Raw genomic sequence first — 10,411 nt, 5'->3', positions numbered from 1 at the left:
TTCGCCCTGATGGAGCCTCGGCCCTAGTGTCCCGATTCCGAAGTACGCAAGCGCTTGCTGCTGGCTTAGTCGAACTTCGGAATCGATAAGGACACAAGCAAGTGTATGTTTCTAGCGTGCTTTCTTGGATTTGAAGTTCGCTCGGCGCGTGGCCCGTGAAGACGGCGAACTTCAAATCCAGACACTAGCCCGCGATCGCGGCGGCGTCCCTGTCGCCGGTGCGGATGCGCAGCGCCTGTTCGAGGTCCATGACGAAGACCTTGCCGTCACCGATCTTGCCGGTGTTGGCGGTGCGGGCGATGGCTTCGACGACGGCGTCGAGGATGTCGGAGGGCACGGCGATCTCCAGCTTCACCTTCGGCAGCAGCTTCACCTCGTATTCCGCCCCCCGGTAGACCTCGGTCTTGCCGCGCTGGCGGCCGTAGCCGCGCACCTCGGTGACTGTCAGGCCCGAGGCGCCGGCCTCGGTGACCGCGTCGAGCACGGCGTCGAGCCGGCTGGGCTTGATGATCGCTACGATCATCTTCATGGCGCCGCCTTTCGGTTGGACTTGACCGCGACGCTAAGGCTTTCCCCGCCGGCCTCCAAGAGGCTGCGCCGCGCAGGCCGATCCGGCGCCTGCGAAAAAGGCGCCCCGCTGGGCGCCGGAGCCAGCAGCGGCCGCCCCCGGCGCACCCGCGCAGCGAGGCCGCGGGGCTTCACCGCGAAGGTCTGCTTCACCGCTTCCATCAGCAGCAGGCCTGCGAAGCCGGGCCACAGGCGCGAGCCGGTCTGTTCGAACCCCTCCGCCCAGCCGGCCATCCAGTTCAGCGGCGGGACGTAGAGCGCCCGGGTCCAGCCGGAGGGCTCGAGCTCGGCTTCCCGCAGCAGTTCGGCGAGCTGGCCGCGGCTGTAGGGCCGGCCGTGGCCGAAGGGGGTCTTCTCGCTGTTGGCCCACAGCCCGTTGCGCGCCGCCACCGCCACCACCACCCGGCCCGATGGCGACAACACCCGCCAGACCTCACGCAGGAAGGCGATGGGGTCGGGGCTCTCCTCGATGCCGTGCACGACGAGGATGCGGTCGAAGAGGGCGTTGGGGAACGGCAGGCTGTCCTCGCCCACCAGGGTGGTCAGGTTGCGCTCGCCGGCCGGCCAGATCTCGACCCCCTGCTGGGCCGGCATGGCGCCTACCACGCGGCGCGCCGCCTGGCGGGCGTCTGCGAGAAACGGCGTCGCATAGCCCAGCGCCAGCACATCCAGGCCGTGGGCGTCGCCCCAGGCCTCCAGCACCTTTCGCCCGACCATGGCGCGCGCGGCGCGGCCGAGGTCGGAGGCGTAGAACTGTCGAAGCTCCAGGACGTCGCGGCGCATGACCCCATGGCTATGCTCGACTAAGGCCCCTCGCCAACCTAAATCGCATGCTTAGGGTCCGCGATCGCGCCCGGGAGACCGCCATGCCGCTCACCGTCCACCAGTTCCCCTGCCTTTCGGACAACTACGGCTTCCTGGCCCGCGACGATGCGACGGGGCTCACCGCCTGCATCGACACGCCGGACGCCGGCGCGATCCTACGGGACCTGAAAGCGTTAGGCTGGAAGCTCGACTTCATCCTCAACACCCACTGGCACCCCGACCACGCCGGCGGCAATGCCGAGATCGTGGCCGCCACCGGCGCGACCGTCGTCGGCCCGGCCGAGGTCACCCGCATCTCGGCGCTCGACCGCGAGGTGCGAGGCGGCGACACGGTGATGCTGGGCGAGACCCGCTTCGAGGTGATCGAGACCGGCGGCCATACCCTGGGCCACATCGCCTATTTCGACGCCGCCGACCGTATCGCCTTCGTGGGCGACACCCTGTTTGCGCTCGGCTGCGGGCGGCTGTTCGAAGGCACCGCCGAGCAGATGTGGACCAGCCTGCAGCGGCTGGCTGCGCTGCCGGACGACACCACCGTCTACTGCGCCCACGAGTACACCGCGTCGAACGCCCGCTTCGCGCTATCCGTGGACGACGACCCGGCGCTGAAGGCCCGGGCCGAGCGGGTCTTCGCCCTGCGCGAGCGCGGCGAGCCGACGGTGCCCACCACCATCGCGCTGGAGAAGGCCACCAATCCGTTCCTGCGGGCGCCGAAACTGGCCGAGCGGGTCGGGGCGGCGGGAGAGCCGGACTACAAGGCCTTTGGCGCGGTGCGCGCGGCCAAGGACGTGTTCAAGGGCTAGCGGAAAGTCTGCGCCACCTGGACGATCCGGTCCGACGAGGGACGGCCGGCCACGCCTTGCGGCGGGGCCACGGTGACTTCCAACACGCCCTGGGCCAGCTGCGCCGAAGCCCTGCGGCCCTCCACCAAGCGCACCTTCGCGATCCGGTCCAGCAGGCGCCGGGAATCCGCGCGCTTGGTCATCCGCACCACCGCCTCGCTGGTCACCATGGCCGAGTCGGCGATCAGGGCGGACGAGGCTGGCGTGGCCTCGGCCTCGAAGGGGATCAGCCGCCGCGCCGCGCGGCTGGCCCGGGCGCTGGCCTGCGCCAGCCGCTCCAGCAGCGCCTGGGGGCCCATGATCGCCAGCCGCAGGGGACTGCCGACCCCCGCCAGCGCCGCGGCCGAGCCGCCCGGCCGCTGATCGGTGAAGACGGTGATCCCGCCGAGGCGCGTGGCGCGCAGCACCGGCTCGCCCAGGTCGTTCTTGTAGATAGTGTCGCCGCGCGGGGCCGGCTGCGGCTCCAGGGCCCAGACCTCGAAGCTGTTCTCGAACTTCAACAGCGGCTTGGGCTGGGTGCGGTCCAGGGTGAAGACGTCGCCGTCCTCCGAGACGTAGCGGGCGATCGGCGGGGCGGCGAACTGGCGGCCGTCCGTGGGGCGCGGCCCGAACAGCCCCTCGCGCAAGCTTTCCGGCCAGGCCAGCGCCGGTCCCCCGAAGCCAAGGGCGGCGCACAGCACAGCGCCGCAGGCCGCCAAAACTGTCCGTGAAGAAACCCGTGGCGCGCCCGTCATGACGCCTAAGGAGATGCGCAGCGAGTGGGGCGCTTTTTGGACCGGCCTGGGGCCTTCACCAGACCGGACAGCCTTAACCGACCAAGTATTGTCCGCCATTCAGCGACAGTGTCGTTCCGGTCACATATCCGGCCCGCTCTCCCGCCAGGAACGCGACCATGTCGGCGATCTCGTCGCCGCGGCCCAGACGCCCGACCGGGATCTGGCCGATAATGCCTTCCAGCACCTTCTCCGGCACCGCCTGCACCATCTCGGTGTCGATGTAGCCGGGTGCGATGCAGTTCACGGTGACGCCCTTCTTGGCGTTTTCCAGCGCCAGCGCCTTGGTGAAGCCGATCATCCCGGCCTTGGCGGCCGAATAGTTGGTCTGGCCGACCTGGCCCTTCTGGCCGTTGATCGAGGAGATGTTGATGACCCGGCCCCATTCGCGCTCGCGCATGCCCTCGATCACCTGGCGGGTCATGTTGAAGAGGCTGTCCATGTTCACCCGGATCACCTCGCTCCACTGCTCGGAGTTCATCCGGTGGAACACCCCGTCGCGGGTGATGCCGGCGTTGTTGACCAGGATGTCGATCGGGCCGAGTTCGGCCGTGACGGCGGCCACGGCGTGCTGGCAGTCGGCGAAGTTGCCGACGTTGCCCTTCACGACCATGGCGCCGGTCTCGCGCGTCAGCGCCTCGGCCGCGGCCTCGTTGCCGGAATAGCCGGCCGCGACCTTCACCCCGTCAGCGGTCAGCCGCTCGACGATCGCCCGTCCGATGCCACGGGTTCCACCCGTGACCAGCGCCACTCTGGCCATTCGTTCAATCTCCCTATGCAGAGGCGCCCGTTGATCCGGCGCTCCCTGGCTCAGACCTTCTCGACGCACATGGCCACGCCCATGCCGCCGCCGACGCACAGCGTGGCGAGGCCCTTGGTGGCGTCCGTGCGGTTCATCTCGTGCAAAAGGGTGGTCAGGATCCGCGCGCCGGACGCGCCGATCGGATGGCCGATGGCGATCGCCCCGCCGTTGACGTTCACCTTGGCCGCATCGAGGCCCAGGTCGCGGACCACGCAGATCGACTGCGCCGCGAAGGCCTCGTTGGACTCCACCAGGTCGAGGTCGCTCACCGCCCAGCCGGCCCTTTCCAGCGCCTTGCGGCTGGCCGGAATTGGGCCGGTGCCCATGATCTCCGGATCGACGCCGGCGTGGGCCCAGGACGCGATGCGCGCCAGCGGCTTCAGGCCCCGCTTCTTGGCCTCGTCGGCGCTCATCAGCACCAGGGCCGCGGCGCCGTCGTTGAGGCCCGAGGCGTTGGCCGCGGTGACCGTGCCGTCCTTGCTGAAGGCGGGCTTCAGGCCCGAGACGCTTTCCAGGGTCGCCCCGTGGCGGATGTACTCGTCCTGGTCCACCACCGTGTCGCCCTTGCGGCCCTTGATGGTGACGGGCGCGATCTCGCCCGCGAACTTGCCGGCCTTCTGGGCCGCCTCGGCGCGGTTCTGCGAGGTGACCGCGAACCGGTCCTGGTCCTCCCGCGTGATCTGCCAGCGCACGGCGATGTTCTCCGCCGTTTGGCCCATGTGATAGCCGTGGAAGGCGTCCCACAGGCCGTCCTTGATCATGGTGTCGACGAAGGAGAAGTCGCCCATCTTCTGGCCGTTGCGCAGGTTCGCGGCGTGCGGCGACTGGCTCATGCTCTCCTGGCCGCCGGCGATCACGATGTCGGCGGAGCCGTCCATGATCTGCTGGGCGCCCAGGGCCACGGCGCGCAGGCCCGATCCGCAGAGCTGGTTCAGGCTCCAGGCGGGGCTTTCCACGGGGATGCCGGCGTTGACCGCGGCCTGGCGGGCGGGACCCTGACCGGCGCCGGCCTGCAGCACCTGGCCCATGATCACCTCATCGACATCGGAGGCCTGGATGCCGGCCCGCTCGACGGCGGCTTGGATGGCGATCTTGCCGAGCTCGTGGGCGGGCAGGCTGGCGAGCGCCCCGTTGAATGAACCGACCGGGGTGCGGGCGGCGGAAACGATGACGATATCGCTCATGGCGCAGGTTCCTTCACGTCGTAAGACACGGCCCTTCACCATCTATTGGGACGGCTTGAGGTTTCCGCAAGGCCGCGCATCGTTCCTGCCGATTGCCATTCGCCTCGCATGCGCGATACTGCAGTGCAGAAACAGTGGGTTCGCGCCCTTCTTTCTTGGCGCCGCGCACCCGGCATAAGGATTTGGGATGGCCGACAGCCAGGAAACCGCCGCCCAAGGTGAGCGGGTCGTCATCAAGAAGTACGCCAACCGGCGGCTCTACAACACCGCCTCCTCCAGCTACGTCACCCTCGAACACCTCTCCGAGATGGTGAAGCAGAACATCGACTTCGTGGTCTACGACGCCAAGACCAACGAGGACATCACCCGTTCGGTGCTGACCCAGATCATCTTCGAGGAGGAGAGCCAGCAGGGGCAGAGCCTGCTGCCGATCCAGTTCCTGCGGCAGCTGATCGGCTTCTACGGCAACTCCATGCAGGCCTTCCTGCCGAGCTATCTCGAGCTGTCGCTGGCCAGCTTCACCCAGCAGCAGGAGCGGATGCGCGCGCAGTTCCAGGCGCTGGGCCATACGCCGGGGGTCGGTCCCTTCGACGAGCAGGTGCGCCAGAACCTCGCCCTGTTCGACCGGGCGATGAAGATGTTCTCGCCCTTCGCCTACGCCAAGTCCGAGGAGCCCGCGCGCCCCGAGCCCGCCCCGCCGCCCGCCGACGAGGCGCTCGCCGCCCTTCGCAAGCAGATGGAGGAGATGCAGGCGCAGATCGAGAAGTTGGCCGGCAACCGCTGACCGCGGCGGTGGTTCCTTAACCCGCCCCCTGCCATCATACTCGCGCCATGACCTCGCCTATCGATCCGCCCCGCAGGCCCTCAGGCGCCCGTCTCCCCCGCGACACGGCGGCCGGGCGGCCCGACCAGCCCGGTGAAACTGCGGCGGCCAACCTCCCCATCCCCGTCAGCCCGGCCCGCACCATCCCGCCCAAGAGGGCCATCGGCGCCGCGGCGATCGAGGCGCAGCTGCAGGGTGAGCGGCGCGGCCTGCGCGGCGGCGCCTCGGTGATCGAGGAAGCCAAGGTCACCTACACCCGCACCGAATGGTCCGGCTCGAAGGACCGCCGCAGGCCGAAGGGCCGCACCACCAAGACCGAGGTCTAAGACCCGCGCAGCCGCGCGACCTCCGCTTCCAGCGCCGCCACGCGCCGCTCCAGGGCCGCGATGCGCGCCTCCGCGGCGCCTTCCTGGCCGGGGACGGGGGTCGAGACGCCGGCCCGCGCGGCGACCTCGTCGGCCTCGACGCCCAGGAGCTCGGCAAAAGCCGCCACCTCCCCGGCCGAAAGCTCCCTCTGGTCCTTGAACACCAGCGCCAGGTCCGCCGCGCTCAAGCCCGCCGCCGCGGCCAGCACGCCGCGCGAAAACCCTCGCTCGCCGAGGCGCGCGTCGAACCATTCCGCGTCGAAGAATAGGGCCATGGACTCCTGCATCGGATCGGGCGGCGGCTGGCGCCGGTCTTGCTTGACCGTGTCCGCGAACTTCGATCACGGGCCGGGCTCATGCTGCAAGTCGTCTTCCGCTTCGTCGACATCACGGTCGTGGCCCTGATCCTCTCCGCCTTCACCTGAGCCCGTCGGGATTGGCGGATTGAGGCCCTAGACCTCGTCAACGGCGCCGGGGTTGCGAGCCCTCGACTGCAGCCAGATCACCCCGAACAGGTCCGACAGCGAGGCCCACAGCCGGCCGAGGTTGGTGTACTTCGAGGCGCCGGTCTGGCGGTGGCGGTGGTTCACCGGCCGGAAGGCGGTCAGGTATCCTTCTCTCTGCATCAACGCCGGTAGGTAGCGGTGGATGTGGTCGAAGTAGGGAAGCCGCAGGAACGCCTCGCGCCGGAACGCCTTCAGCCCGCAGCCGGTGTCGTTAGCGGTGTCCTTGAGCAGCCGCTTGCGGACCCCGTTTCCGATCCGCGAGGCGACCTTCTTGGCGTAACTGTCCTGCCGCTTGACCCGCTCGCCGCCGACCAGCGCCAATTCCGGCGGCCCGGCCCGGAGCGCGTCCACCAGGCGAGGCGCGTCGGCGGGGTCATTCTGGCCGTCGCCGTCGAGGGTGACGATGATCGCGCCCCTTGCCCCCAGGATGCCCGAGCGGACCGCCCGGCTCTGGCCGGAGTTCTTGCGGTGCGCCAGCACCCGCAGCTGCGGGATCTCGCCGGAGAGCGCCTTCAGCGCCGCGCGCGTGCCGTCGCGGCTGGCGTCGTCGACGAACACCATCTCGTAGCTTCGGCCCTTGAACGCCGTGGCGATCTCGCGCGCCAGCGCCGGCGCTGCGCCCTCCTCGTCGAACACGGGGACGACCACGGAGATGTCCGGCGTCGAAGGGGCGGGAGGGCGGGCCATGGCCTCCCATACCGGAAAAGCAGGCGTTGGGAAGGATCGTGCTATCACCGCGTCGATGACGCTCGAAGGTGAACTGGCGCGCCTGAGTCGCGGCTGGCGGGGCCCCGCCATGGCGGCGCTGGTCGCCTTCCTGGCCGGCCTGCCCGGGCTCCTGGCCGTGCCGCCGCTCGACCGCGACGAATCGCGCTTCGCCCAGGCCACCGCCCAGATGCTGGAGAGCCGCGATTTCGTGGTGATCCGCTACCAGGACGAGCCCCGCTTCAAGAAGCCGGTGGGCATCCACTGGCTGCAGGCCGCCAGCGTGTCCCTGCTCTCCAGCCCTGAGGCGCGCGAGATCTGGGCCTACCGCATCCCGAGCCTGCTCGGCGCCATGCTGGCCGCCGCGGCCTGCGCCTGGGGCGCGACGGCCTTCTTCGGCGCGCCGGCCGGCCTGCTCGCCGGCGCCATGCTGGGCGCGACCTTCCTGCTCTCCACCGAGGCCCTGATCGCCAAGACCGACGCCATGCTTTGCGGGACCACGACGCTGGCCATCGCGGCGCTGGCGCGCCTCTACGCCGAGGCGCGCGGCGGCCCGCCGGCCGGGCGCAGGGCCTGGGTGCTGTTCTGGACCGGCATCGCCGTCGGGACCCTGGTGAAGGGACCCATCGCGCCCCTGGTCGCGGCCCTGACCATCGGCGGCCTGGTCCTGATGGACCGCAAGCCCGGCTGGCTCGCGCGGCTCAACTGGGCCTGGGGCCTGATCATCGTGGCGGCGATCGTCGGACCCTGGGCCGGCGCCGTGACGGTCGCCACCGACGGCGGCTTCTGGAGCGCGGCGCTGGGCGGCGACCTCGCGCCCAAGCTCGCCGGCGGCCAGGAGACCCACGGCGCGCCGCCCGGCTACCACACCCTGCTGGCGCCGCTCCTGATGTTCCCGATGACCCTGATGCTGCCGGCCGCCGCGGTCACGGCCTGGCGGCGCTGGCGCGAGCCAGGGGTGCGGTTCGCGCTGGCCTGGCTGGTCCCCGCCTGGCTGTTGTTCGAGGCCATGCCGACCAAGCTCGTCCACTACACCCTACCCCTCTACGGCGCGGTCGCCTGGCTCGCCGCCGCCGCGCTCACCGAGCCGATGGGCAAGCGCACCCGCTGGACCGGGGCGGCCCTGGCCGGCCTGTTCGGCGTCCTGCTGGCCGGCGGGACCTTCTACCTCGTCAGGCTCTACGGCGACGGCTCGGACGTCCCGTTCGCGATCCTGGCCGCCGCGCTGCTGGCGGCCGCAGGACTTGGCGGCGGCTACCTGCTGGTTCGCCGTGCGCCGGCGGCGGCGGACGTCGGCGCCGTGGGTCTGGGGCTCGCCGGCCATGCGGCGCTGGCGGCCGGCCTCGCGCCCAGGCTCGATCCGCTGTGGCTCTCCTCGCGCACCGAACAGGTGATGGAGAAGGCGCAGCTTTTGCCGGAGCAGGGGATCGCCGACGCCCCGGTCACCGTCGCCGGCTACGCCGAGCCCAGCCTGGTCTTCGCGCTCGGCACCCCTACCGAGCTCGCGGGGGCCGAGGACGCCGCCCAGGCGATCTCCGAACATCGCCCCGCGGTCGTCGAACAGCGCGAGGAGGCCGATTTCGAGAAGGCCCTTTCGGTCTACCGCGCGCAGGCCCATCTGGTGGCCACGGTGAAGGGCCTCGACTATTCGGACGGCAAGAAGATGACCCTGCGCATCTACGAGGCGGCCGACGCCGCCGGCCCGGGAGTCACGCCCCAAGGAACTCAGCCATGAGCCGCAGCATCGAGATCGTCGAAGTAGGCCCGCGCGACGGCCTGCAGAACGAGAAGGCCCTGCTCGAGGTCGACCAGAAGCTGGAGTTCATCCACCGCCTGGAAGCCGCCGGCGCGCGCCGGATGGAGACCGTTTCCTTCGTCAATCCCAAGCGCGTGCCGCAGATGGCCGGCGCCGAGGAAATCTCCGCCGCCCTGCCGCATCAGGCGGGTCGCTCGCGCATCGGCCTGGTGCTCAACGAGCGGGGCTGGGACCGCTGCGTCGCCGCCGGCTGCGACGAGGCCAACGTGGTGGTCTGCGCCACCGACGGCTTCGGCATCCGCAACCAGGGCGCCTCCGCCGAGGAACAGACCAACGCCATGCAGGCCATCGCCGCGCGCCAAAGGGCCGAGGGCGGGCCGCCGATCACCGTGACCATCTCAGTGGCCTTCGGCTGCCCCTTCGACGGCGAGGTTTCCGAGGAGCAGGTGCTGCGCATCGTCCGCGCGGCCGCCGAGGCCGGCGTGGCCGAGATCGCGCTCGCCGACACCATCGGGGTCGCCGATCCCTGGCTGGTCCGCCGCCGCGTCGAGGCGACCCGCAAGGCCGCGCCCGACCAGCGCCTGCGCATGCACTTCCACGACACCCGCAACACCGGCCTCGCCAACGCCTACGCCAGCATCGAGGCGGGCGTCGATGTGCTGGACGCGAGCTGTGGCGGCCTCGGCGGCTGCCCCTTCGCCCCCGACGCCACCGGCAACGTCGGCACCGAGGACCTGGTCTACATGCTGGAGCGCGCCGGCATCGAGACCGGCTACGACCTGGCGGCCCTGATCGGCACGGCCAAGTGGATGGCCGGCATCCTCGGCAAACCCCCCGCCGCCTCGGTCAGCAGGGCGGGGGTATTTCCGATCCCGGCCTGATCAGGGCTTCATAACCACGAACAGGTCCTGGCCGCCGTCATATTCGCCGACGGGGGCCCAGTAGCCGCGAAGGAACGCCGCGACGCTCAAGCCCGCCTCGGAGACCGCCTGCTCCAATGCCTCGCGCCGATGGCCGATGGCGCGTTCCGGATAGCGGAGGTCGACGACCGACGAGGTGGCGTCGAAGGGCTGGAAGGCGAAGGCCTCCGAGGCGTCACGCCCGGCCTCCAGCGCGAACGCCGTGAAGGCCAGCCTTCCGCCCGGCCGCAGCACGCGCGCCGTCTCGGCCAGGTACCGCCGCACGGCCGGCATGCGCATGTGGGTGAAGACCGAGGTCGCGAAGGCTAGGTCGACGGACTCGTCAGGCGCCGGAAAGACCGCA

General features: G+C 70.6%; 13 protein-coding genes. 5 read left to right on the top strand and 8 right to left on the bottom strand.

What is annotated here, in order from left to right:
* Positions 1–184 precede the first annotated feature (184 nt).
* Together JWP28_RS11985 and JWP28_RS11980 are read right to left on the bottom strand one after the other, a co-directional pair.
* Positions 185–529, bottom strand: a complete 345-nt coding sequence (locus JWP28_RS11985; RefSeq protein ID WP_299543146.1) for a P-II family nitrogen regulator — start codon at positions 527–529, stop codon at positions 185–187.
* The gene (locus JWP28_RS11980; RefSeq protein ID WP_299543144.1) at positions 526–1,350 is read right to left on the bottom strand and encodes a class I SAM-dependent methyltransferase; all 825 of its coding nucleotides are present in this window, start codon (positions 1,348–1,350) and stop codon (positions 526–528) included. Before JWP28_RS11980 ends, JWP28_RS11985 begins: the two co-directional genes overlap by 4 nt.
* 83 nt (positions 1,351–1,433) lie before the next feature.
* On the opposite strand from JWP28_RS11980, the gene gloB reads away from it, so the two are divergent.
* Positions 1,434–2,195: a hydroxyacylglutathione hydrolase gene (gene gloB / locus JWP28_RS11975; RefSeq protein ID WP_299543143.1), complete on the top strand. Its 762-nt coding sequence runs from the start codon at positions 1,434–1,436 to the stop codon at positions 2,193–2,195.
* Here the strand turns inward: gloB and JWP28_RS11970 are convergent.
* The 3 genes from JWP28_RS11970 to JWP28_RS11960 all read right to left on the bottom strand — a co-directional run bounded on the left by JWP28_RS11970 (position 2,192) and on the right by JWP28_RS11960 (position 4,993).
* Positions 2,192–2,914 carry a DUF4908 domain-containing protein gene (locus JWP28_RS11970; protein WP_299543141.1) on the bottom strand — a complete coding sequence of 241 codons (723 nt, stop codon included), beginning with the start codon at positions 2,912–2,914 and terminating at the stop codon, positions 2,192–2,194. The two genes, gloB and JWP28_RS11970, sit on opposite strands and share 4 nt — an antisense overlap.
* A 127-nt stretch (positions 2,915–3,041) precedes the next feature.
* Entirely contained in the window at positions 3,042–3,767 is a 726-nt protein-coding gene (phbB, locus tag JWP28_RS11965) for an acetoacetyl-CoA reductase (protein ID WP_299543140.1), read from the bottom strand.
* Between the two features lie 50 nt (positions 3,768–3,817).
* Entirely contained in the window at positions 3,818–4,993 is a 1,176-nt protein-coding gene (locus JWP28_RS11960; RefSeq protein ID WP_299543138.1) for an acetyl-CoA C-acetyltransferase, read from the bottom strand.
* Between the two features lie 187 nt (positions 4,994–5,180).
* Here JWP28_RS11960 and phaR point away from each other — a divergent pair, with 187 nt between their 5' ends.
* Together phaR and JWP28_RS11950 are read left to right on the top strand one after the other, a co-directional pair.
* Positions 5,181–5,777, top strand: a complete 597-nt coding sequence (gene phaR, locus JWP28_RS11955; RefSeq protein ID WP_299543136.1) for a polyhydroxyalkanoate synthesis repressor PhaR — start codon at positions 5,181–5,183, stop codon at positions 5,775–5,777.
* Between the two features lie 47 nt (positions 5,778–5,824).
* Positions 5,825–6,142: a hypothetical protein gene (locus JWP28_RS11950; protein ID WP_299543134.1), complete on the top strand. Its 318-nt coding sequence runs from the start codon at positions 5,825–5,827 to the stop codon at positions 6,140–6,142.
* Here the strand turns inward: JWP28_RS11950 and JWP28_RS11945 are convergent.
* Together JWP28_RS11945 and JWP28_RS11940 are read right to left on the bottom strand one after the other, a co-directional pair.
* Complete coding sequence (locus JWP28_RS11945; protein WP_299543132.1) at positions 6,139–6,456, bottom strand: DNA-binding protein; 318 nt, start codon at positions 6,454–6,456, stop codon at positions 6,139–6,141. The two genes, JWP28_RS11950 and JWP28_RS11945, sit on opposite strands and share 4 nt — an antisense overlap.
* A 177-nt stretch (positions 6,457–6,633) precedes the next feature.
* Positions 6,634–7,374: a glycosyltransferase gene (locus tag JWP28_RS11940; protein WP_299543130.1), complete on the bottom strand. Its 741-nt coding sequence runs from the start codon at positions 7,372–7,374 to the stop codon at positions 6,634–6,636.
* A 109-nt stretch (positions 7,375–7,483) separates the two neighbouring features.
* On the opposite strand from JWP28_RS11940, the gene JWP28_RS11935 reads away from it, so the two are divergent.
* Together JWP28_RS11935 and JWP28_RS11930 are read left to right on the top strand one after the other, a co-directional pair.
* Complete coding sequence (locus JWP28_RS11935) at positions 7,484–9,127, top strand: glycosyltransferase family 39 protein (protein WP_299543128.1); 1,644 nt, start codon at positions 7,484–7,486, stop codon at positions 9,125–9,127.
* Positions 9,124–10,029, top strand: coding sequence for a hydroxymethylglutaryl-CoA lyase (locus tag JWP28_RS11930; RefSeq protein ID WP_299543127.1), 906 nt, complete (start codon positions 9,124–9,126; stop codon positions 10,027–10,029). The genes JWP28_RS11935 and JWP28_RS11930 overlap by 4 nt, the downstream gene beginning before the upstream one ends.
* Here the strand turns inward: JWP28_RS11930 and JWP28_RS11925 are convergent.
* The coding region (locus JWP28_RS11925) for a class I SAM-dependent methyltransferase (protein ID WP_299543125.1) at positions 10,030–10,411 on the bottom strand (382 nt) is incomplete at its 5' end.

Origin of the sequence: Phenylobacterium sp., assembly GCF_028290885.1 — a bacterium.
Taxonomy (GTDB): domain Bacteria; phylum Pseudomonadota; class Alphaproteobacteria; order Caulobacterales; family Caulobacteraceae; genus Phenylobacterium.
The sequence above is the reverse complement of the archived record's forward strand: the minus strand, read 5'-3'. Positions and strand labels throughout refer to the sequence as shown.

Coding starts and splice junctions, on each gene's coding strand:
- gloB (WP_299543143.1), top strand. CDS start 1,434: ATGCCGCTCACCGTCCACCAGTTCCCCTGCCTTTCGGACAACTACGGC.
- JWP28_RS11930 (WP_299543127.1), top strand. CDS start 9,124: ATGAGCCGCAGCATCGAGATCGTCGAAGTAGGCCCGCGCGACGGCCTG.
- JWP28_RS11985 (WP_299543146.1), bottom strand. CDS start 529: ATGAAGATGATCGTAGCGATCATCAAGCCCAGCCGGCTCGACGCCGTG.
- JWP28_RS11980 (WP_299543144.1), bottom strand. CDS start 1,350: ATGCGCCGCGACGTCCTGGAGCTTCGACAGTTCTACGCCTCCGACCTC.
- JWP28_RS11935 (WP_299543128.1), top strand. CDS start 7,484: ATGGCGGCGCTGGTCGCCTTCCTGGCCGGCCTGCCCGGGCTCCTGGCC.
- JWP28_RS11945 (WP_299543132.1), bottom strand. CDS start 6,456: ATGGCCCTATTCTTCGACGCGGAATGGTTCGACGCGCGCCTCGGCGAG.
- phbB (WP_299543140.1), bottom strand. CDS start 3,767: ATGGCCAGAGTGGCGCTGGTCACGGGTGGAACCCGTGGCATCGGACGG.
- JWP28_RS11960 (WP_299543138.1), bottom strand. CDS start 4,993: ATGAGCGATATCGTCATCGTTTCCGCCGCCCGCACCCCGGTCGGTTCA.
- phaR (WP_299543136.1), top strand. CDS start 5,181: ATGGCCGACAGCCAGGAAACCGCCGCCCAAGGTGAGCGGGTCGTCATC.
- JWP28_RS11940 (WP_299543130.1), bottom strand. CDS start 7,374: ATGGCCCGCCCTCCCGCCCCTTCGACGCCGGACATCTCCGTGGTCGTC.
- JWP28_RS11950 (WP_299543134.1), top strand. CDS start 5,825: ATGACCTCGCCTATCGATCCGCCCCGCAGGCCCTCAGGCGCCCGTCTC.